Genomic DNA, 23,449 nt, shown 5'->3' with positions numbered 1-23,449 from the left:
TTTTGTTATGTGTCGCTCGGTTGGATCAGCCTTTTCCACCACGGATGGCTTGAATGATTTCTGTGGTCGAGCAACCGTCTTCAAAATTGAGCACTTTGACTTCACCGCCGTTAGCAATCACCTCAACTCCACCAGCAATCTCTTCAGGCTTGTAATCACCGCCTTTGACAAGCAGATCCGGCAATACCGTGGCAATCAGGCGTTGTGGGGTATCTTCACTAAACGGTACTACCCAGTCGACGGCACCAAGTCCTGCCAGTACAGCCATGCGGCGATCAGTTGGGTTGACAGGTCGACCTGGACCTTTAAGGCGTTTTACCGACTCATCAGTATTGACGGCTACGATCAAACGATCGCCGAGCTCCGCTGCGTGATTGAGGTAAGAGACATGGCCGGCGTGCAAAATATCGAAACAGCCATTGGTCATGACCACTTTCTCGCCTTTCTGTTGCGCCTGCTTAACGGCAGTAATTAACGCTTTCTCGCTGATCACACCGTAATCGGTATCTTGGCTGCCATGTACAGCTTCGGCAAGCTCGATGGTTGATACCGTAGAAGTACCCAGCTTACCCACCACAACGCCTGCGGCGGCATTGGCCAACGCACACGCTTCATCCAACGCTTTCCCTGACGCAACGGAGGCAGCCAACACGGAAATCACCGTATCGCCGGCACCCGTCACATCAAACACTTCTTTCGCTTGAGTGGGAAGATGGAATGGCGCTTGACCGCGACGTAGCAAGGTCATACCGTGCTCACTGCGCGTCACCAAGAGTGCGTCCAAGTCAAACTGCTCGATAAGGGCTAAGCCCTTTTCCACCAAGTCGTCATCGGACTTCACTTTACCTACCACATGCTCAAACTCTGCCATGTTAGGTGTCAACAAAGTTGCGCCGCGGTAGCGTTCAAAATCTGCGCCTTTCGGGTCGATAAAGACAGGCACGTTCGCCGCTCGCGCTTTTTGAATGTACTGCTGGACGTGCTCGAGCGCGCCTTTGGCGTAATCCGATAACACCACCGCTTTGACGTTGGGCAGTGCATTCTCCATACGAGCAAGCACTAATGACGGGTCAACACCTTCAAACTTGTCTTCAAAATCGAGACGAATCAGTTGTTGCCCTCGGCTCATCACGCGCAGTTTTGTGATGGTTGGATACTCGGCCAAACCAACAAAATCGCAGGTCACGTTCAGCGCCGTCAGCGTCTCACTCAACACCTGAGCTGGCTCATCAATACCCGTTAGACCGACGATGTGCGCATGTCCGCCGAGTGACGCAATGTTCATAGCGACGTTGGCGGCCCCACCTGGACGCTCTTCGTTATTTTCTACTTTAACCACAGGCACCGGTGCTTCTGGTGAAATACGGCCAGTCGGTCCGTACCAGTAGCGATCCAGCATCACATCACCAATGATTAAGACACCAGAATCCTTGTAGTTCGGCAGGATAGGTTTCATCAACGATCTCCAAAATTAAATTCTCGCGAGAGTTTAGCACAGCGTTATACCACCCTAAACCCTTGCCTTAATGCCAAATTGTCGGAATTAGGCGATTTTTCTGCCAGCCACCGCGTATCGGCTTTGTCACTTTAGTAAACCTTAGGAGGCCGACTCCAAACTTAACCACTGCGCCCATATTCTCTGCACCAGCGCACGCTCATCGGTAAATTTATCTTGCGTGACATCGGCGTCAAGGTTGAGCAGATTGCGGTGATGAATTTGGTCGCGCATGGTGGTGTAGGCGTGAGTCAGCGCCTGCGCCGCCGAATCCTCAAGCACACCTTGCGCCATCATGGATTCGAAAATACGGACGTTATCACTCCAACGCGTGAGTTTTGGCTTCTCATGGCTATAGCGAAGCACCAAATATTGCGCCAAAAACTCCACATCCGTGATACCGCCTGGGTCTTGTTTGAGCATAAAGCGGCCAGGCTTTTTCCCACCCAGATGATCGCGCATTTTTTCTCGCATCTCGGCGACGTCTTTGCGCAAACTGGCTTCATCGCGCGGCGTCGCCAAGACCTCATGGCGCGTTTTAGCAAATGCAGCCTGTAGCGGCTCATCACCGTAAATCATGCGGGCGCGCACTAGAGCTTGATGCTCCCATGTCCACGCCTCTTGATGCTGATATTCATCAAAGGCGTCGGCAGGGCTAACCAGTAAACCAGAGATGCCGGATGGCCTTAAGCGGGTATCCACTTCATACAAAATCCCCGAGGCTGTGCGGGTTGAGAAAATATGGATAATGCGCTGGGCAAGGCGCAGATAAAACTGGCGCCCATCAATCTCTTTTGCGCCATCGGTGTAGACGTTCACTGGGCAATCGTGCATGAACACGATATCCAGATCCGAGTTGTAGCCCAGCTCCCAGCCTCCCACTTTGCCATAGCCAATGACCGCAAAGCCTTTGCCCTCTCTCTCTTTGAGATGCGTCGGCTCACCGTACTTCTCAGCCATTTGTAGCCAAGCTTGATGGACGACCGACTCAACAATAGCTTCGGCTAGGTAGGTTAAGTGGTCACTCACTTTCATGACAGGCAAGACACCGGCAATATCGGCGGCGGCAATACGCAAGATGCAAATCTGTTTAAATTGACGCAGCGCCTCCATCTGCTGCTCCATATCATCCTCTGGAATACGGGCAAGAAAGTCGCGCAATTCGGTGCGATAACTATCAAGTGGGACGGGGTTATACAGCTGCTGAGGGTCAATCAGTTCGTCAAGCAAGATCGGATAGCGACCCAACTGCTCCGATATCATGGGACTGGCGGTACACAAACGCACCAGTTGCGTCAACGCGGCAGGATGTTCATCCAACAGCTCAAGATAGGTGGTGCGTGTGACAATTTTATGCAATAGATGCAGCACTCTAGGTAAACCGAACTCTGCATCCTGATGTGAATAGATCGCAGCAAAGATCTTGGGCATCAAACGGTTGAGTACCTCACGCCCACGTGGGCCCAAGGTTTTTTTCGCCAAATCATGCTTAAATTGAATGATGGTCATCGCCATCGCACTGGCTTCTTCTCGCCCGATGTCATGAGATAAAATATGCTCCATCACATCCGGTTTTTCTGCCATATCCCACAGCTCATGAAAATGCTTGGCGACATCGCTCTGCTCATGCTCTTCTTCATCGTCACCAATTAATGCCTGAAACACATGGTGAACCCGCTGCATGTGCGCTTCTACCTCGCGCGTTAGTGCAGGCCAGTCAGCAAAGCCCATCGCCGTTGCTAACTGACACTGCTCAAGGTCAGACTCTGGCAAGGTTTGCGTCTGTTTGTCGGCCATCGCTTGGAGCAGGTTCTCCAAACGACGCAGAAAATGATACGCCTGAGTGAGATGAGTCACTTCATCCCTTGAGAGCAACGCCAGTGCTTCAATCCCCTCTAAGGTGACTAACAATCCACGCTGCCTTAAGCTCGGCTCTCGGCCCCCACGGATCAACTGGAACACTTGGGCGATAAATTCGATTTCGCGGATACCACCAGCCCCTAGCTTGATATTGTTACTCAGCCCACGGCGGCGTACTTCACTGCTGATCATGGATTTCATTCGGCGCAGCGATTGAATGGCACTAAAATCGATGTAACGACGGAAAACAAAGGGTCGCAACATCTCTCTCAGCGCTTGATATTCGGGATACATCTCTCGCCCCATCACTCGCGCTTTGATCATCGCGTAGCGCTCCCAATCACGCCCTTGCTCTTGGTAGTAATCTTCCAGCGCGGCAAAACTCATCACCAAAGGGCCACTTTCGCCAAAAGGGCGCAAGCGCATGTCGACGCGGTAACAAAAACCGTCAAAGGTGTGTTGATCGAGCGCTTTGATAATGCGCTGGCCCAAACGGGTAAAAAACTGAGCGTTAGCAATCGAACGACGGGCGCCTTGGGTTTCCCCGTTTTCTGGATAGGTAAAAATCAGATCGATATCGGATGAAAAGTTGAGCTCACCACCGCCAAGCTTACCCATACCAATGATCAACATCGGCTGTGGCTTCCCCGCCTCATCACAAGGTGTACCCCACAATTCGCAACAGGCTTTGTATTGCCATTGATAGGTTTCAACAATCATCGCCTCAGCCAGTTCCGAAAGATGACTCAGGCTCTCTTCCAATGTCCAACTCTGACAAAAGTCTCGCCAAGCGATGTAGGTCATTTCACGACGACGAAACTGTCTTAAGACTCGCTGTCCTTGCATCTCATCGGAACAGGTTTCAAGTTGCGCGCAAAGATCTGCACGATAGTGCTGCTTGCGATCTTGCTCAGTAAGCATCTCTGGCAGCTGGCGCAGCAGTGACTCATCTTTGGTCAGATTGTCTGCGACGAACTGACTTAACCCTAGGACGTACTTGAGCGACTCGAGCAACGCGGCTGGCCATTGCGCCAATGCCTCACTGGGCAGCGCCGCGAACGCTTTATCACTAAGAGGAGACAACGAGGAAGGCAAATGCATGAGGAGTCCTTACAATCGAATGCATAAAAAACCGAAGACGTTAGTTATACCAGACTTGCGTCAATAAAAAACGCCCATGCGTAGGCGATGGGCGTTGGTTCAATCAATTTTATTGGTCGTTGCGCGATTTATTCGTCAGACACGGAAAGAGGTAATTTTTTCATCCAACTCTTCAGCGTTGCGCTGCATCATTTCTGACGTCTCAAGCAGTTCCGTTACCACCACCACAGAGGCTTCCACCAGCTCACGAACATTGGTCAGGTTCTGGTTCATCTCTTCCGCCACGCTGCTTTGTTGGCCCGCTGCCGTCGCAATTTGGAAGTTCATATCATTGATTTGGTTAACTTGCGATACGATACCATCCAGCTCACCGCCAGCATTGGTGACCAATTCCACCCCTTCTGCCGCTTCAACAACACTCTTTTCCATCAACTCAACCGCCGAGGATGCGCTGCTTTGCAACTGAGAAATCATATCTTGGATCTCGACCGTCGCTTGCTGTGTGCGCTGCGCCAGATTACGGACTTCATCCGCAACCACAGCAAAACCGCGCCCGGCTTCGCCGGCACGCGCCGCTTCAATCGCCGCGTTCAATGCCAAAAGGTTGGTTTGCTCTGAAATTCCTTGAATGGTGCCGACAACACTGCCGATGGCTTCAACGCTCTCTTCGACCTCGTTAACGGCCTGCGCTGAGGCAGCGATGTCTTTCGACAACGCACTGATTTTATCGACCGTACCTTTCACAAAGTGTTGACCGCTTTGCGCTTGCCCTGTCGCACTTTCCGTCAGTGCAGAAGCATTCTGTGCATGATCAGCTACGGTTTGCACCGTTGAGGTCATTTCACTCATCGCCGTGGCTAATTGGTCAATTTCATTAAACTCTTCTTGCGCCGACTCTTTCGTCTCAGACATGCTAAGAGTCATCACTTCAGTCATCGTTGAGAGCTCTTGCGAGGCCTCTACTTGCAGTTTGATCACCTCTTGCAACTGACGGCGTGTTTTTTCTAGCTCACGCGCCACATCGCCATATTCATCTTTGCAGTCCATTTCAATCGGATTGGAGAGATCGCGATTCGCCATTTGTTTGATTGAATCATTCAAATACTGAGTTTGGCGCAGCATAATACGAGCAGCAAAGAGCAAAATAACGACAAAGACGCCAATCAAAATTACAGTTTGCCAAGCCACTTGTACTAAGTAGGCTTGATAATGCGCTTGCGCCACTTGGGCATTTTGAGTGGCGGCGAGCAAGGAGTCGTGGAAAGTACTGGCATCCCACAACTGTTTAGCCACGATAAGGACGGTACTGAATACCATCAGTAGCACCATTTTGGGGATCAAACGGACGTTCGTTATCGCTCGCTCCCATGGCTTAAATGCCATTTTGGTCATTGTTCGTTCTCCGCTAAGTCAACTATGATACGGTGTGATTGAGTACTTATCAGACACTTAATGCTTATCGCTGCCTACCGCGAGGGAACGGTCGCACTCATATTATTTATTTCGAGCCTCGTATGAAAAGAGATGATACCAAAGACGATACGAAACCAATGAGCTTACTGTCACTAATTTTGTCTTTCGTCGCACTATTTGTGATTTCAGGCTTATTGTTCTTTCCAGTCAGTCAAGAAACTCGACAAGTCCTTATCGGCTTGGACTTCGCAATCTGTAGCATATTTATCCTGCAGTTGAGCATAGATTTGATCCGTGCAACAGATCGCGTGAAATACATGAAACGCCATTGGATCGATTTTGTCGCCAGCATCCCGATGATTGAACCCCTGCGCTACGCACGTCTGTTTCACATCATGCGCGTGATCTTGGTGATCCGCGCCAGTAAGCACATCTTGCGTCAGATCTTAAGTAATCGTCATGAAATGACCTTAGCGTCGATCTTATTGCTGTTGATCGTTTTACTTACGGTTGGTTCAAGTATGATGCTGTTGATTGAAGGGGGATCAGATCACGCCAATATTCAATCCGGTGGGGATGCCCTGTGGTGGGCATTGGTCACCATCTCTACCGTTGGCTATGGCGATCACTTTCCCGTCACCCATGGCGGTAAGATCTTAGCGTCGGCCCTGATCATCTGTGGAGTAGGCTTGTTCGGTATGATCTCAGGGCTTATCACTTCGTTGATCACCTCGCCGTCCAAGTTGCAAGCCAAACGATCTGAGCACAAAGAACAACTACTCAAAGAGATTCTCGCCAATCAACGAGCCATCATTAAACGGCTCGATACATTGGAGAATAAAACGCAAAAAGCTACTCCCCAGACAACAAAAAGGGAGCCTTAAGCTCCCCAGTGATGGTGATGATGCGAGACTAGTGGCGCCAATAAGGCTGGGCCTCTAAGCAGATGATTCGCGTCTGCTCCATCGCATGCAAAATGGAGTTTTCTTGGCGAGTTAGCCAACGCAACAGTTGCTCGCGCTGCTCACCCTCTAATTTGTTGCTAAGTTGATCCAGCGTTTCAAGGGTCAGCAAATCATCGATGCCATGCAGCAAGTCACTCCAAGGCAAGCGGAAGCTGTTGCGCTCATCGACATTGAACAAGCTAGCAAAACTCACCCCTGTGTATAGATTGCGCATCAGATGGTACTGCTGCTCCACATACGCCGGCGCGTTGAGATCTTGCTCAGGCGAGAACACCTCAAGCAACTGTGACCAGGTTTTATCGAGCTGGGCGACAGCAAAGCGCTCTACACCCTCAGCCATCTCTTCACGGGCTTTCTCATCTAAAAACGGCTGCCAGCCGCGAGTCAAAATCCAACGGCTTAAATCCAGCAGCAAACCGGCGTAGCGGGCGGAATGAATCAGAGCCAACATCTCTTCTCTGTCAGGCAACTGCTGCTGAATCTCTTTCAGCTCTGCGACAAGGAACTTACGTGCCTCTAGTTTACGTAACGCGTGCCCTTTATCTTCCAGCAGCTCTTCAAGGTAATCGTACTGCTTAAGCCACTCTAAGCTTTGTTCAAGCCATTTGAGCTCTTGTCGAACCAGGGCGCTGGCACGACGTGGCACCACATCGCGATAGACGGTCAATACTTGGCGAATAAAACTGATGGCGTTTTTGATTTCATGCAGCGCATCAATCGACTCGCGCTCAGAGTAAATCTGCTCATGGTAGTGCCAGTGCGACAACGCATGCTCAAGCGACTGGACAAAACAGGTCTCTACGCTGTCTTTTTGCTGTGTCTCAACCAAACTTAGCGGTTTCACTTCGTCACCTTGGTAGCCAGATGCTAAGCGATAACCTTTGGCCGCTTTGCTTAAGTTGCCTAAGCGCATCCCTCCTTGCTCTGACAAGCTGCGCGCTAAGGTAAAGAGGGCATCGGTCTGGCCTGATTTCAGCTCCAGTTCCACTTCGCAAATCGGCGCGGTTAAATCCCCTGATTCGACACACCCTAGATCAAACGCCACTTCAATTTGGCTGCCATCTGGCATGCCAACCAGCCATTGCTCACGGGTAAAGTTGGTCGAGAAGAGAGGAGCGATTTGAGATTGCAGTTCCTCAATCGCGCGGCCATCGGGCCAGATGTCTTGCGGATGTAAGGTAAGGACGGGATCGTTGCTATTATGTTCTGCATTGTATTCCGGTCTTTGATGAAGCCCGGCGACCACACGTCCTGCGGTTTTGACCGTTTGCACGAACACATCATCATAACGACGAATTCTTAATCCAATATCATGTTGACGTAGCCAGTTGTCCGGGGTGTCAAAGTAAGTATTCCCTAACTCACGACAACTGTGCTGAAGTACTTTTGTTAACGCTATTTTTTCTCTTAACGTCTCTGAAAATTCAGGTGAAACAAAAAACTTCAGTTCTATCTCGGTTTCCATAGTGTTACCTTTTAACGCAGATAGCCAAAGGATATTGCCTATTTTCTTACTCGGCAAGAGAGAAATATCGCCCCATTGATGATCTAAAACAGTTTAAATGCACACTTTAATGGGTTAACATGCGCGCCTTTATAGCCATCGCTCAACATTTCACCATTCTTATTGGTGTCTGTTTTTTCTAGGTTATATTAATTGGGTTGAATGACCATGCCAGTAAATACAATTATGGGGTTATTTGCAAAGTCCCCTATCAAACCTTTGCAGCGCCACGTTGTGTGTGTGAACGAATGTTGCTCGCACCTAGTGAACTTCTTTGAAGTCAGTTCAAAGGGTGACTGGGAGAAAGCCGCAGAAATCCGTGCACAAATTTCTCACCTAGAGAAAGAAGCCGACGTACTAAAGCGCGAGATCCGTCTCAAACTTCCTCGTGGTTTGTTTTTGCCAGTCGACCGCAGCGACATGCTAGAGCTGCTGACTCAACAAGACAAACTGGCCAACCTAGCCAAAGATATTGCTGGTCGTGTCTACGGCCGACAACTGACTATTCCTGAGCCTCTTCAAGAAAACTTCATTGCTTACGTGAAGCGTTGTCTCGACGCCGCAAACCAAGCGCAAGAAGTCATCAATGAGCTCGATGAGTTATTGGAAACTGGATTTAAAGGTCGCGAAGTGACTCTCGTGGCTGAAATGATCCATCAACTGGATGTGATTGAGGACGACACAGACGCGATGCAAATCCAACTTCGCCAACAACTGATGGCGATCGAAAGCGATTTGAATCCGATTGATGTGATGTTCCTTTACAAGATTCTTGAATGGGTCGGTGGTATTGCAGATCAAGCTCAGCGTGTTGGTGCGCGTCTTGAACTCATGCTGTCTCGCTCATAAACATAAGTTAACCAAATAACGAAGAGCATTTTATAAGCACACCCCAGTAAGCGAGCTACACTGAATTCGCTGTGGGGTTTTGTCGTGTCCAATTTGCTCCGCTTGTTATCAACAACTAGGTATTACGATGGATATCCTTGCGAATTACGGCACTGTCCTGATTATTATTGCAGCAGCCTTCGGCTTTTTAATGGCGATTGGTATCGGCGCGAATGACGTCGCAAACGCCATGGGTACCTCGGTAGGTTCAAAAGCACTCACCGTAAAACAAGCGATCATTATCGCGATGATCTTTGAATTTGCCGGTGCCTATTTAGCCGGCGGTGAAGTGACAGATACGATCCGCAAAGGCGTGATCGAAACTTCTCTGTTTGCCAATCAACCTGACGTTCTTGTCTACGGCATGATGTCTGCGTTATTAGCAGCGGGTACATGGTTGCTGCTAGCCTCTTATATGGGTTGGCCAGTATCGACAACTCACTCTATTATCGGCGCCATCATCGGTTTTGCTTGTGTCTCTGTTGGCACAGAAGCAGTGGACTGGGGCAGTGTGAAAGGCATTGTCGGCAGTTGGATCGTTACCCCTGTCATCTCTGGTTTCTTTGCTTACGTTATTTTCGTCAGTGCTCAGCGCCTGATTTTCGATACTGAAAAACCGCTGATCAACGCCAAACGTTTTGTGCCTGTCTACATGTTCATCACCACCATGGTGATTGCGCTTGTGACCATTAAGAAAGGCCTAAAGCACGTCGGTCTTCACCTATCGAACAGCGAAGCGTGGATGTGGTCAGCTGGCTTCTCAGGGCTGGTCATGATTGGTGGTTACCTCTATATCCAGAAGAAATTTGCGAGCCGCGAAGATGACCACGGATTTGCCGGCGTTGAAGGCATCTTCAGTGTCCTGATGGTCATTACTGCGTGTGCGATGGCGTTTGCGCACGGCTCGAACGACGTCGCCAACGCGATTGGTCCACTGTCGGCGGTCGTCTCTACCGTCGAGCACATGGGTGAAATCACTGGCAAGAGCACCATTGCTTGGTGGATTCTTCCGCTAGGTGGCTTTGGTATTGTGGTCGGTCTTGCGACATTGGGTCACAAAGTGATGGCAACGGTAGGTACCGGCATTACCGAATTGACGCCAAGCCGCGGCTTCGCTGCGCAGCTCGCAACGGCATGTACTGTGGTATTAGCATCGGGTACTGGTCTGCCTATTTCGACCACTCAAACACTGGTCGGCGCGGTACTGGGTGTCGGCTTTGCTCGCGGCATCGCAGCATTGAACCTAGGCGTGGTACGTAACATCGTTGCGTCTTGGATTGTGACACTCCCAGCCGGTGCACTGCTGGCCGTGGTGTTCTACTACGCGATTCAAGCAATGTTTGTCTAAGTCATCTGTCAGCTAAGTCATCTGTCAGTACTGTGTTAGTGGATTCTTACTTCTGTTAATACACTGTCATTATTGACTCAATACCGCAGAAAGGGAGGCTCAGCCTCCCTTCTTTGTTGCGAAGCCCCTAGAAAATTCTTACTATTTGCCCTAGTAAAAATTAGACACAAAAAACTGTTAAAGGATTTACCGTGAAAAAATGGGTTTACCTGCTTTTGGCATCGATTGTGGCGGCCCCTGCCGCGTTTGCTCAAGACCGCTACATCTCTGATCAATTGTTTACTTACATGCACTCAGGACCAAGTAATCAATTTCGTATTATTGGCAGTGTCGATGCGGGCGAAAAAGTGACGTTTATCGAGTCCAATAAAGATTCCGGTTACAGTCACATCCAAGACTCGAAAGGACGCCGAGGATGGGTCGAAAGCCGTTTCGTGACCTCACAAGAGAGCGTGACACTGCGCTTACCTCGCGTAGAAAAAGAGCTGGCAGAAGTGAAAGAGAAGCTTGCCAACGCGCGCGCAAACTCTGATCAAGAAAAAGCGGGCTTGGTCGATTCTCTTGAAACACGCAACCGCCAAATCGCCGACCTAGAAAGCGGATACAGTGAGATGAGTCAGCAACTGACGGCTTCTCAAGAAGAGGTACGCAAGCTAAGAGCACAGCTTGACACCCAAAAAGACGACTTGCTGCTCAAGTACTTTATGTACGGCGGTGGCGTGGCTGGCATTGGCTTGCTGTTGGGTTTGATTCTGCCGCACATTATCCCGCGCAGAAAGCGTTCACCATCGGGCTGGGCGTAATCCCCTACCCCCCTAACCAAGATAACGAAAAGGTCGCCAATGCGACCTTTTCTTTTCCCTCTGTTTTTTACACTAGCCCTAGGGCTACCCTTGCCAATCATACAAGGCTGGGATTTCAATCCTCTCACCCGAGAAACTCACCATACAGTGCTGCGGTTCAATTGAAACCAGTTGAACCCCGGTTGCGATCCAGTCTCCCTCTTGATACTCGACACCATTGACCTTAACCCAGCGTTTATCTTGCTTGCTTGAATAGACATGAGTTTGGAAATTGAGCGCGGGTAACTGCCCCGTCCACTTGAGACCTTGCTGCGCGAGTTGACTGACATTCGACGTCGGAGTGGGTGTTGACGACGGTTTGAGGGCACTTTGCACGCGAAGGGCTAACTCGGGCGATAACTGAGAGAGATCTAAGTCATCGATGAAAGGTTGAGGCGAAGCCTGTACTTTAGATTGGCGATATACCGGCTGTGTATACATCAGTTGGCTATCCTCGGCCTCATTGCTACGAGAGTAGCTCGGCACTGCTTGTTCATCATAAAGGGTGAGTTCATGCGTCATGGCTAACGCCTGCTCGTCTCGCCAAGGGGTAACGCTGAACTCGACAGGGCGCTCAATGACACTAGGCGACGCCGTTTGCTTGAGGAGCCAGTCGGCTTCCACTTGACGGTAGTGACGCTCAACACCCAACCCTACTCCTAGCGAGGCAGGCAGCAATATCAGCAAGCTGATGATCATCATACTTGGGCGCGTTGCAACGCTCTCTATCGGCGAGTTGTTGACATCATCAGGTGCAGATGCCGCTTGATAGCGATGCTGGGACGCCTTCAAAGCTCTCATCATTTGTGACATCAGCGGTTCTCCTGCGCATCCGCGCTGTGACTAGCCATGACCATCCGGGTATCCAACCTCGGGGACTCATGCAGACTCATCTGCTCAATTTTACGCAGCGTTTTCGAGCCAGCAATCCCATCAACCGTGAGCCCCTGCCAACGTTGGAACAATCTCACTTTTTGCTCTAGCGCCTCATCAAAGCGTGCACTTTGTGTTGAAGGCTGAGCAAGGATTGAGGAGAGATGAGCGTCGAGCGCGGCAATGGCCTTCCCTTCCATGCCAGGCTTGAGCGTGCCTCCCCAATAGCGCCGCCAAATATGTCGATACTCGCCATTCCAACGCCTCTCAAGTTCGGCGCTGGGCAAGGTGTACAACTGCCCGTCAAGCAACAGCGTTGCGTGATCTGAATCGAGTTGATACAACACCACATAACGTGGGGAGTCTGCCTCCCCCAACGTGAGCAGCACTGGGCGATTGGCTTGCACCAAAGTGGCTAAATCCCCTTGAGTCAGTTGGCATTGAAACACGCTTTGCTCATTCTCCAAACAGAGCTTATCCAACACGGACGCCTGGTAGCCCCAGACGCGATACAAGTTCGCCAAACCTTGCTCAAGATTGATAGCGGAGTCGAGTGCCGTTTTCAGCTTATCTGGCAGCACGTGGTTGATCGTCGGTTCACGGTGCTGGATAGGGTGACTGCGGGCGACTTGCTGCATAATCAGATCATCAGCCCAAAGCGCCGCACTTTGATAACCCACAACACTCAACGCGATACCTATTGCAGCCGCAAACCAATAAGGTGCACCTGATGCTCTTGTCGAATGACGAGGGCGAGTGACTTGAAACGAAGGCTGGAAGCTCATCACCTCATCACAGGCACGCTGCACACTGTCATGGCTAGGCTTTAGCTCACCGCTCGAGTAGGCATGACGCAGCGCCGCGTCACACACCAAGTTGATCAACCTTGGGATCCCTTGCGTTTGTGTGGCGATCCACTTGAGCGAGCGCGAAGAGAAAAGATCAGGATCGCCGCCGGCGAGTGTCAGCCGATGACGAACATAGTTCGCGGTTTCGGCACCGTCTAGAGGGAGCAAATGGTAGCGGCCCGTGATCCTTTGCGCCAACTGACGCAAGATCGGCATTTGCAATTTTTGCTGTAACTCAGGCTGACCAATTAATAACACTTTCAATAGCTTGTGCTGCTCGGTTTCAAGGTTGGTCAATAGGCGCAGCTGCTCAAGCACTTGCGCACTGAGGTGCTGAGCTTCATCAATCACCAACAAGGTTTGTCGACCTTGCGCGTAACTCTCAATTAAAAACTGGTGGATGGCCTGACTCAATTGCTTCAGTGAGGCGTCATGAGAATAGGCAATGGAGAACTCATCACAGATGGCTTCTAGCAACTCTGATTCGGAAAAGGTTGGGTTGAGTATAAAACCGGCTTGCAGGCGTCCTTGATCGACGATCGCATCCAAATCATCCAACATCGCCTTGGCTACTGTGGTTTTGCCCGTCCCCACTTCTCCGGTTAACATGGCAAAACCGCCCCCTTCCCCTAAACCAGAGGTAAGGCGAAAGATCGCTTCCTTGTGACGCTGGCTGAGATAGAGAAAACGAGAGCTAGGCACAATCGAGAAAGGGAGCTCATGAAAAGCAAAATGGTGTTTGTACATGCATCTCGTCTCTGGGTGGGTGGCGACTATTTGTTGCTGGGCATTTGTTGATAAGAAAAGTACCATTGCACACCCAATTAGCCAACGGCTATGTTTTAAAATGAGAAGGAGTGGCCATGAAACGATACCTTGTCGGTGGCGCGGTACGCGATCACCTGCTCAATATTGACGTTTACGATCAGGATTGGGTGATCGTTGGGGCCACACCCGATGATCTTATCGCGCAAGGCTACACCCCCGTGGGTAAAGAGTTCCCTGTCTTTCTGCACCCCAAGACGAAGCAAGAGTACGCGCTTGCGCGTACAGAGCGGAAAACCGGTGCGGGCTACACTGGCTTTGATTGCTACTTCGCACCGGATGTCACGCTCGAAGAGGATTTACGCCGCCGCGATTTGACCATTAACGCCATCGCGCAAGACAGTGAGGGACAGCTGATTGATCCCTACGGTGGTCTAAACGACATCGAACTGCGCCAACTTCGTCATGTCTCAGAGGCGTTTGTGGAAGATCCGCTGCGCGTGTTAAGAGTTGCTCGATTCGCAGCAAAACTCCATCATTTAGGCTTTGAGGTTGCTCAAGAGACGCTCGGTTTGATGCGCTCCATTGCCGAGTCGGGAGAACTGTCTCAACTTACCCCTGAGCGAATCTGGCTGGAGTGGCAAAAGTCGCTCACCACAGAGAACCCGCACATTTTTCTTTCCGTACTGCGCGAATGCGGTGCGCTCGCAGTCGTGCTGCCCGAACTAGACGCTCTATTTGGCGTACCGCAACCAGAGCAATGGCACCCAGAAATCGATACTGGTATCCACACGCTAATGGTCGCTGAGCGTGCGGCGCGCTTGTCGCCTTCTGCAAGCGTGCGTTTTGCCGCTCAAGTGCATGACCTCGGCAAAGGGGTCACGCCAAAAAATGAGTGGCCGAGTCATAAACTGCACTGTCATACCGGACTCAAGTTGATTAGAGATCTATGTGAGCGGGTAAAGATTCCCAATGAATACCGCGACTTGGCGTTGCTCGTCTGCCAATACCACTCCAATATTCATCGCGCCGCTGAGCTCAAGCCGGCAACGCTACTCAAAGTGCTCGATACCTTTGACGTCTGGCGAAAGCCTGAACGATTAGACGATATCCTGCTCTGCTGCATGGCAGATAGCCAGGGAAGAAAAGGCTTTGAGACCGCACCCTATCCACAAAAACTATGGTTCGAACAAGCCTACCAAGCGGCGCTGAGCGTTGAAGTCAAAGACATCATTGCCGCTGGTTATCAAGGTGCAGAGATTCGCCAAGCGCTCAATCAACGCCGCGTCGAAGCGATTGCCCAAAGCAAAGCGAAGCGTCTCTCTAGTGACCAAAACGAAGAGTAGATGCTTAAAAGAAAAATCGTCACCGAAACGAAAAAAGCCTAAGCAACAAGGCTTAGGCTTTCCACTCTACACAGAGTAACGGTTATGCGCTTTGCTCATTGAGTTCCCGCTCATCCGCTTTCTGTTTTAACAAGCGACTGGTAATCGTACCGGCTGTCATCGCGCCTGAGACATTGAGCGCTGTACGTGCCATATCAATCAACGGCTCAATCGAGATCAATAGTGCAGCAATTGTTACCGGCAGCCCCATCGCAGGCAACACAATCAGTGCAGCAAAGGTCGCGCCGCCACCTACACCAGCAATACCGAATGAGCTAATAGTAATGATCGCCACCAACGACAGGATAAAGTTGATGTCCATTGGGTTGATACCAACCGTCGGCGCGACCATCACAGCCAACATCGCCGGATAGATACCCGCACAACCATTTTGACCAATAGTGGCACCAAATGAGGCGGATAAGTTGGCAATCGCAGGCGGCACTTTTAATTTGCTGATTTGCGCTTCAACGTTCAATGGAATGGTCGCTGCCGAGCTGCGTGACGTGAAAGCAAAGGTCAATACTGGCCAGATCTTAGTGAAGTACTCTTTCGGGCTCACGCCAACAAAAGAGACCAACACACCATGCACAAGGAACATCAACGCAATCGCAAAGTAAGAGGCGATGATAAAGCCCAGCAGATTAAGAATATCACTCGCACTTGAGGTCGCGACCACTTTGGCCATCAAAGCGGCAATACCGTAAGGCGTCAGAGCCATGATCATTTTCACTAGGCGCATGACAATGGATTGCACAGCTTCAACAAAGGTACGAATCGGCGCCGCCAGTTCGGTTTTTTCCAACATCACCTTACGCGCGGCAACGCCAGAAAGGATACCGAAGATCACCACGGCGATAATCGAGGTCGAACGCGCACCCGTCAGATCAGCAAAGGGGTTGGTTGGAATAAAGCTGACTAACATCTGGGGAATCGTCAGGTCACTGACACGATCCATTCGACCTTCTAAGGCAGACAGACGCGCCGCTTCACGCGAACCTTCTGTTAAGCCTTCCGCAGAAAGACCAAAGCCTTGCGTCACTGCAATACCAATCAAAGCAGAAATCGCGGTGGTAAACAGCAGCACGCCAATGGTTAAGCCACTAATTTTGCCAAGGGAGGCCGAGTTCTCAAGCTTCACTACCGCCGCAAACATTGAGACCAGTACCAAAGGCATGATGACCATTTGCAGCAAACCAACATAACCGCGGCCAACCACATTGATCCAGTCTAGGCTCGCACCAATCGCTAGGCTACCTTCACCGTAAATCAGCTGTAACGCTAAACCAAATCCACTACCTAGCACCAATCCAATCAGCACTTGTCTTGATAGTGTTGCGCCTTTTCTTTGCTGAAGATTCAAGAAGAAAAGAAGCGCTGCAAATACCACTAAATTTGCAATCACTGCGACACTCATGATGTTTCCTTTTTAACCAACGTTGTTATTTGAATAATGTAAGACAAATACGGTAACGGTTTGTTGGCAAAATAGAAAATACTCAATTTCCATTATCTAGATACTTTAGTTATAGAACTGAGTGCATAATGAGCAATGATGTAAACAGGTCGTAAATATCATTGATATTGTGGATAGAAAAACAAAAACGCTCCACCGAAGGGAGCGTTTCCAAAAAGCGTTAAAGCTAAGCCTTAATCAATAAAGAATTAAGCTTGACCTTTTACTTCTTTAAGACCGCTTCCTTGAAATATGGAGGTGCACGCTCACCGAGCGTTTCCAAAAAAAAACGCTCCACCGAAGTGGAGCGTTTCTAAAGAGCTTTAAAGCTAGACCTTATTCAATAAAGAATTAAGCTTGGCCTTTTACTTCTTTAAGACCGTTGAAAGGTGCACGCTCACCTAGCGCTTCCTCGATACGGATTAGCTGGTTGTACTTAGCAACACGGTCAGAACGGCTCATAGAACCCGTCTTGATTTGACCTGCAGCAGTACCTACCGCTAGATCAGCGATAGTTGCATCTTCAGTTTCGCCGCTGCGGTGAGAGATTACAGCTGTGTAACCTGCGTCTTTAGCCATCTTGATTGCAGCTAGAGTCTCAGTTAGAGAACCGATTTGGTTGAACTTGATAAGGATAGAGTTAGCTACGCCTTTCTCGATACCTTCAGCAAGGATCTTAGTGTTAGTAACGAATAGATCGTCACCTACTAGTTGAAGCTTGTCACCTAGTAGTTCAGTTTGGTGCTTGAAGCCAGTCCAGTCAGACTCGTCTAGACCATCTTCGATAGAAACGATTGGGAACTTGCTTGCTAGCTCAGCTAGGTAGTGGTTGAACTCTTCAGAAGTGAAGGTTTTACCTTCGCCTTTCATGTTGTAGATGCCAGCTTCTTTGTCGAAGAACTCAGATGCAGCACAGTCCATAGCTAGAGTTACGTCTTTACCTAGTTCGTAACCTGCCGCTGCAACCGCTTCTGCGATCACTTCTAGCGCTTCAGCGTTAGACTTAAGGTTTGGAGCGAAACCACCTTCGTCACCCACTGCAGTGCTGTAGCCTTTAGACTTAAGAACTTTAGCTAGGTTGTGGAATACTTCAGCACCGATACGTAGACCTTCTTTTAGAGTCTTAGCGCCAACTGGTTGGATCATGAACTCTTGGATGTCAACGTTGTTGTCTGCGTGCTCACCACCGTTGATGATGTTCATCATTGGTAGAGGCATAGAGAACTGACCAGCAGTACCGTTTAGCTCAGCGATGTGCTCGTATAGAGGCATGCCTTTCGCTGCTGCAGCAGCTTTAGCGTTCGCTAGAGAAACCGCTAGGATTGCGTTTGCACCGAACTTAGATTTGTTCTCAGTGCCGTCTAGCTCGATCATGATTGCGTCGATAGCCGCTTGGTCTTTCGCGTCTTTACCTGTTAGAGCAGTTGCGATTTCGCCGTTTACTGCTTCAACAGCTTTAAGAACACCTTTACCTAGGAAACGTGCTTTGTCACCGTCACGTAGCTCAAGAGCTTCGCGAGAACCAGTAGATGCGCCAGATGGAGCAGCAGCCATACCTACGAAACCGCCTTCTAGGTGTACTTCAGCTTCTACAGTTGGGTTACCACGTGAGTCGATGATTTCACGACCTAGAACTTTAACGATCTTAGACATTAATGTTTCCTCTCGTTCAAATATAAATGTCAAATTTAAAAGGCAGCAGCACAACCTTCGCCGCCGCCCGTATCCTTTTTACTTACTTCTCAAACTCGCCGCGTGAGTGCTGACCAGCGGCTTTCACGAAACCTGCGAATAATGGGTGACCATCACGAGGCGTCGATGTGAATTCTGGGTGGAACTGAGCCGCAACGAACCATGGGTGCGCTGGGTTTTCAATCATTTCCACCAGCTTCTTGTCTGCAGAAAGACCAGAGACCTTCAAGCCCGCTTTTTCAATTTGTGGTCGAAGGACGTTGTTCACTTCGTAACGGTGACGGTGACGTTCATGAATCGTCGCGCTACCGTATAGCTCGCGAGCCTTAGTTCCTTTCTCTAAGTGACATAGCTGAGAGCCAAGACGCATAGTACCACCAAGATCCGACGTTTCGGTACGTTCTTCAACTTTACCTTCACCGTCGACCCACTCAGTGATCAAGCCTACCACAGGGTATTTCGTCTCTTTATTAAATTCTGTTGAATGCGCGCCTTCCATGCCCGCAACGTTACGAGCGTATTCAATCAACGCGACTTGCATACCAAGACAGATACCAAGGTAAGGGACATTGTTTTCACGCGCGTATTGCGCTGCGCGAATCTTACCTTCGATACCACGGTCACCAAAACCGCCCGGTACTAGAATAGCGTCAAGACCGGCAAGCACTTCAACTCCTTTAGTCTCAACATCTTGTGAATCTACGTATTTAATGGTGACGTTCAAGCGGTTTTTCAAGCCAGCATGCTTAAGCGCTTCGTTGACTGATTTGTACGCGTCCGGCAGTTCGATGTATTTACCGATCATACCGATGGTCACTTCGCCCGTTGGGTTCGCTTCTTCATAGATAACCTGCTCCCATTCAGACAGGTCTGCTTCTGGAGCGTCGATACCAAAACGTGCACACACAAGATCATCAAGACCTTGCGATTTGATCAGTTGAGGGATCTTGTAGATCGAATCCACATCCTTCATCGAAATCACCGCTTTCTCAGGAACGTTACAGAAAAGGGCAATTTTCTTACGCTCGTTCGCTGGGATCATGCGATCGCTACGACAAACCAGAATATCAGGTTGGATACCGATAGAGAGCAGCTCTTTCACTGAGTGCTGAGTCGGCTTGGTTTTCACTTCACCCGCCGCAGCAAGGTAAGGGACTAGCGTCAAGTGCATGAACATCGCACGTTCACGGCCGAGTTCAACAGCAAGCTGACGAATCGCTTCCATAAACGGCAATGACTCGATGTCACCGACCGTACCACCAACTTCAACGATAGCCACATCGTGCCCTTCAGAACCGGCAATAACACGGTCTTTGATGGCGTTAGTGATGTGAGGGATAACTTGAATGGTGGCACCTAGGTAGTCACCACGACGCTCTTTGCGAAGCACGTCTGCGTAAACACGACCGGCAGTAAAGTTATTGCGCTTAGTCATCTTGGTGCGAATGAAACGCTCATAGTGACCAAGATCTAGGTCGGTCTCTGCGCCATCTTCCGTGACGAACACTTCACCGTGCTGAGTTGGGCTCATGGTGCCCGGGTCAACGTTGATGTAAGGGTCAAGCTTCATCATGGTCACTTTAAGACCACGAGCTTCTAGAATAGCGGCTAGAGATGCAGCTGCAATACCTTTACCTAGAGAGGATACAACCCCGCCAGTAACAAAAATGTAATTTGTCGTCATGTTTAACCTGAAATTGGTTGAATGAGGGAAATGGAATTCTTCTGGACGGGACGAAAATATACCAGAAGACCCTAACCGCCACAACGTGAAATCTATCACACTGTGATTTTTTCTTTTTTGCTTCAAATCAAATTCACACGACGGCTGACTGTACTCAGACGAATTCGCGTGATTACTCTGAGCGAGTATTTTTTTCCGCCGCTTTTACTTCATCCCACAGAGCATCAAGCGCCTCTAAGGGTAACTGTTCTAGCGTCTTATTCTGCGCCGCAACGCGTGATTCTACGCCTTTAAAGCGACGCACAAACTTAAGATTCGCCTTACTCAATGCCGATTCTGGGTCATGACCGAGGTGACGAGCAAGATTCACCACCGCAAACAGCAAATCACCGAGCTCCATCTCGACCTTGTCATCTTGCACCGAGACTTGGACCGCTTCCGCGACGACTTCATCGACCTCCTCGCGTACTTTATCCACCACGGGTCCTAAAGTGTCCCAATCAAAACCCACTTTGGCGCACTTTTTCTGAATTTTTGTAGCACGAGAAAGCGCCGGTAGAGAAGCTGGTATTGAGTCTAGGATACTTTGTTCATTTTTGCCTAGTTGCGCTTTCTCTTTGGCTTTTTCCGCCTCCCAATTGGCGTTAATTTCCTCGTCGCTGGCAAACTCCGCTTGACCAAAGACATGCGGGTGACGGCGCGTGAGTTTTTCATTCACTGTGTCGACCACCTCAGAAAAATCAAACAATTGCTGCTCTTTAGCCAGTTGACTGTAGAAAATCACCTGGAACAACAGATCGCCAAGCTCTTCTTTTAGATTGGTCCAATCGCGGTTGTGAATCGCATCCACCACTTCATAGGTTTCTTCAATGGTGTGCGGCACTATGGTGTCGAAAGACTGCTTTAAATCCCATGGGCAGCCGTGTTCTGGATCACGCAGCTTGGCCATGATTTGCTCTAATTGTTCAATTGGATGACTCATGCCTCTCCCTCACAAAATGAAAAGGTGAGCAGCATAACCACTCACCTTCGAACTGTTGGTCGCGCTTAACGCGCATTGTCAATAATTGCTACGGATTCCGGTTAGCCCAAACGTTTAACGCTCATCACGTCTCGGATCTGTTCCACACGTTTGATCACCCGTGATAACACCTCGATGTTGTTCACTTCAAGATCAAAATCCATGATCGATAACTGTTTACGGTAGTCGACGCGATTCTTCATGCTGGTCACTTTGATTTTCTCATTAGCAAACAGCGTAGTGATGTCTTTTAACAGCCCACCGCGCTCCATCGCCTCAACACGGACGGTGAGAATGTAGGAGCCCACAAAACCGCTGCCCCAAACGGTATCAATAATACGTTCTGGTGCATGGTGCCTTAACTCATCAAGCTGCTCACAATCGGCGCGATGTACTGAAATGCCACGGCCCTGGGTGATATAACCGCAGATTTCATCGCCCGGGATTGGCTGACAGCATCGAGCGAGGTGAGTCATCAAGTTGTCGACCCCTTCGACCACAACCGCATCCTTCTTAGGGCGGCTCTGAGCCGGCGCTTTGTGCTCTGCTTCTTGGAGCTTTTCTAGTGCTTGCTTGTCTTCTTCTTCAGCGGTGGGCTTGTTCACCAACGCATTGATATGATTAATGATCTGGTTAATCCGCAAATCACCACTGCCCACCCCAACAAACAGTTCATCGGTCGAGTTAACGTTGAAGCGCTTCAGCGAGTAACGCTCGGCGTCTTTTAACGTCGCACCAATTTTCGCCAGTTCCACCTCGAGAATCTCGCGCCCCGCCTCGAGGTTTTTCTCACGAGACTGCTTGCGGAACCAAGCATTGATCTTCGCGCGTGCTCGCCCTGAGGTCACAAACCCCATCGACGGGTTTAACCAGTCGCGCGATGGGTTGGGCTCTTTAGCGGTAATGATCTCCACTTGATCGCCCATCGACAATTTATGGGTAAAAGGTACGATACGGCCCGCTACTTTGGCACCAATACAGCGATGCCCCACTTCTGAGTGAATGTGGTAAGCAAAATCGAGCGGAGTCGCGCCCATCGGTAAGTCGACGACATCGCCACGCGGAGTAAAGGCATAGACGCGGTCATCAAACACTTGGCTGCGCACTTCATCCAACATCTCACCCGAGTCGGACATCTCCTCTTGCCAATCAAGCAGTTTGCGTAGCCAGGTAATTTTCTCATCGTACCCACTGCGACCAGCGCCGCCCTCTTTGTATTTCCAGTGCGCGGCCACGCCAAGTTCAGAATCTTCGTGCATCTGCTTGGTGCGGATCTGAATCTCGATGGTCTTGCCTTCTGGGCCGAGAATTACGGTGTGAATGGATTGGTAGCCATTCGGTTTTGGGTTTGCGACATAGTCATCAAACTCACTGGGCAGGTGTTTGTATTTGGTGTGCACCATCCCCAGTGCGGCGTAACAGTCTTGCAGTTTATCGGCGATGATGCGCACTGCGCGCACGTCAAACAGCTCATCGAACGCCAAATTTTTCTTCTGCATTTTGCGCCAGATGCTATAGATGTGCTTGGGACGCCCGCTCACTTCCGCGTTGATGCCCGCCTCTTTCATTTCATCGGAGAGATCATCGACAAAATCTTTGATGTACTGCTCACGGACAATGCGTCGCTCAGAGAGCTGCTTCGCAATCTGTTTGTAGGTTTCCGGTTGCTGGTAACGAAAGGCGTAGTCTTCAATTTCCCACTTCAACTGACCGATACCCAAACGGTTGGCCAGTGGTGCGTAGATATTCGCACACTCTTTCGCTGCAGCGCGGCGCACTTCATCGGGCGCTTTCTTTACTTCAATGAGGTTGCAGATTCGCTCAGCTAACTTAATGATTACGCAGCGAAAGTCATCAACCATCGCCAGTAGCATTCGGCGGACATTGTCCACCTGCGCCGATGCAGCGCTGCCTTCCATGGTGATGTTGAGCTGGCCAAGTGCCGCCATCTCTTCTACGCCATCAATCAGTTTGATGGTTTCTTTGCCAAAGTCTTCTTCAAAGGCATCACGCGCGTAGGCACCAGCCGAGACGAGCGGAAACAGCAGCGCCGCCACTAAGGTGGCTTTGTCCATCGACAGCGTGATTAAAATTTCGATCATTTCACGGCCACGCCATAGCAGCAGTGGGCCTTGTTCATTACCCTCAAGTACCTTTTCACACTGGCGGTACACTTCTTTTAAGCGCTGGGCAATTTTTGCGTCCTGATTCAGGCTCGCAATCCATTTTTCTAGCTCAAACTGTTCGTCTTGATTTAAGTGTGCGCTTCTTACCGCAACCATCTCTATCGTCCTAGTTTTTTTATTTTT

16 protein-coding genes are annotated in these 23,449 nt (G+C 49.9%); 5 read left to right on the top strand and 11 right to left on the bottom strand.

Going from position 1 to position 23,449, the window contains the following annotated elements; genetic code table 11:
- Positions 1–25: 25 nt before the first annotated feature.
- From hldE to AC6R03_RS01255, 3 genes are all read right to left on the bottom strand, one after another.
- Positions 26–1,456: a bifunctional D-glycero-beta-D-manno-heptose-7-phosphate kinase/D-glycero-beta-D-manno-heptose 1-phosphate adenylyltransferase HldE gene (hldE, locus tag AC6R03_RS01265; RefSeq protein ID WP_500631801.1), complete on the bottom strand. Its 1,431-nt coding sequence runs from the start codon at positions 1,454–1,456 to the stop codon at positions 26–28.
- A gap of 141 nt (positions 1,457–1,597) precedes the next feature.
- Entirely contained in the window at positions 1,598–4,456 is a 2,859-nt protein-coding gene (gene glnE / locus AC6R03_RS01260) for a bifunctional [glutamate--ammonia ligase]-adenylyl-L-tyrosine phosphorylase/[glutamate--ammonia-ligase] adenylyltransferase (RefSeq protein ID WP_500631802.1), read from the bottom strand.
- A gap of 135 nt (positions 4,457–4,591) precedes the next feature.
- Positions 4,592–5,848 (bottom strand): methyl-accepting chemotaxis protein, encoded by a 1,257-nt coding sequence (locus AC6R03_RS01255; protein ID WP_487901363.1) that lies wholly within the window; start codon positions 5,846–5,848, stop codon positions 4,592–4,594.
- Positions 5,849–5,970: 122 nt separating this feature from the next.
- On the opposite strand from AC6R03_RS01255, the gene AC6R03_RS01250 reads away from it, so the two are divergent.
- Positions 5,971–6,753, top strand: coding sequence for a potassium channel family protein (locus tag AC6R03_RS01250; RefSeq protein WP_500631803.1), 783 nt, complete (start codon positions 5,971–5,973; stop codon positions 6,751–6,753).
- 28 nt (positions 6,754–6,781) lie between these two features.
- Here AC6R03_RS01250 and AC6R03_RS01245 read toward each other — a convergent pair whose 3' ends face one another.
- Positions 6,782–8,299 (bottom strand): CYTH and CHAD domain-containing protein, encoded by a 1,518-nt coding sequence (locus tag AC6R03_RS01245; RefSeq protein WP_500631804.1) that lies wholly within the window; start codon positions 8,297–8,299, stop codon positions 6,782–6,784.
- A gap of 207 nt (positions 8,300–8,506) precedes the next feature.
- On the opposite strand from AC6R03_RS01245, the gene AC6R03_RS01240 reads away from it, so the two are divergent.
- The 3 genes from AC6R03_RS01240 (at position 8,507) to AC6R03_RS01230 (ending at position 11,377) form a co-directional block, all read left to right on the top strand.
- Positions 8,507–9,187, top strand: a complete 681-nt coding sequence (locus tag AC6R03_RS01240) for a TIGR00153 family protein (RefSeq protein ID WP_334554222.1) — start codon at positions 8,507–8,509, stop codon at positions 9,185–9,187.
- 127 nt (positions 9,188–9,314) lie between these two features.
- Positions 9,315–10,574, top strand: a complete 1,260-nt coding sequence (locus tag AC6R03_RS01235) for an inorganic phosphate transporter (protein ID WP_500626469.1) — start codon at positions 9,315–9,317, stop codon at positions 10,572–10,574.
- A gap of 191 nt (positions 10,575–10,765) precedes the next feature.
- Positions 10,766–11,377: a TIGR04211 family SH3 domain-containing protein gene (locus AC6R03_RS01230; protein WP_334554218.1), complete on the top strand. Its 612-nt coding sequence runs from the start codon at positions 10,766–10,768 to the stop codon at positions 11,375–11,377.
- Between the two features lie 84 nt (positions 11,378–11,461).
- Here the strand turns inward: AC6R03_RS01230 and AC6R03_RS01225 are convergent, their stop codons facing one another.
- A complete protein-coding gene (locus AC6R03_RS01225) occupies positions 11,462–12,229 on the bottom strand; it encodes a general secretion pathway protein GspB (RefSeq protein WP_500631805.1) in 768 nt (255 codons plus the stop codon).
- On the bottom strand, positions 12,229–13,884 hold the full coding sequence (locus tag AC6R03_RS01220; protein ID WP_500631806.1) for an ExeA family protein: 1,656 nt from the start codon (positions 13,882–13,884) through the stop codon (positions 12,229–12,231). The genes AC6R03_RS01225 and AC6R03_RS01220 overlap by 1 nt, the downstream gene beginning before the upstream one ends.
- Before the next feature lie 116 nt (positions 13,885–14,000).
- Between AC6R03_RS01220 and AC6R03_RS01215 the strand changes: the two genes are divergently transcribed.
- Positions 14,001–15,248 carry a multifunctional CCA addition/repair protein gene (locus tag AC6R03_RS01215; protein WP_500631807.1) on the top strand — a complete coding sequence of 416 codons (1,248 nt, stop codon included), beginning with the start codon at positions 14,001–14,003 and terminating at the stop codon, positions 15,246–15,248.
- An 82-nt stretch (positions 15,249–15,330) separates the two neighbouring features.
- On the opposite strand, the gene AC6R03_RS01210 is transcribed toward AC6R03_RS01215, so the two are convergent.
- The 5 genes from AC6R03_RS01210 to relA all read right to left on the bottom strand — a co-directional run bounded on the left by AC6R03_RS01210 (position 15,331) and on the right by relA (position 23,422).
- Positions 15,331–16,704 (bottom strand): L-cystine transporter, encoded by a 1,374-nt coding sequence (locus AC6R03_RS01210; RefSeq protein ID WP_500631808.1) that lies wholly within the window; start codon positions 16,702–16,704, stop codon positions 15,331–15,333.
- A 390-nt stretch (positions 16,705–17,094) separates the two neighbouring features.
- Positions 17,095–18,396 carry a phosphopyruvate hydratase gene (gene eno / locus AC6R03_RS01205; RefSeq protein ID WP_334554209.1) on the bottom strand — a complete coding sequence of 434 codons (1,302 nt, stop codon included), beginning with the start codon at positions 18,394–18,396 and terminating at the stop codon, positions 17,095–17,097.
- An 82-nt stretch (positions 18,397–18,478) separates the two neighbouring features.
- Entirely contained in the window at positions 18,479–20,119 is a 1,641-nt protein-coding gene (gene pyrG / locus AC6R03_RS01200) for a CTP synthase (protein ID WP_334554207.1), read from the bottom strand.
- A gap of 172 nt (positions 20,120–20,291) precedes the next feature.
- Positions 20,292–21,101, bottom strand: a complete 810-nt coding sequence (gene mazG, locus AC6R03_RS01195) for a nucleoside triphosphate pyrophosphohydrolase (RefSeq protein WP_500631809.1) — start codon at positions 21,099–21,101, stop codon at positions 20,292–20,294.
- A 101-nt stretch (positions 21,102–21,202) separates the two neighbouring features.
- A complete protein-coding gene (gene relA, locus AC6R03_RS01190; RefSeq protein ID WP_500628645.1) occupies positions 21,203–23,422 on the bottom strand; it encodes a GTP diphosphokinase in 2,220 nt (739 codons plus the stop codon).
- Between the last annotated feature and the right edge of the window lie 27 nt (positions 23,423–23,449).

It is taken from the genome of Vibrio sp. R10-SG-ISO4 (genome assembly GCF_059834135.1).
This window is presented reverse-complemented; position numbering and strand designations above follow the sequence as displayed.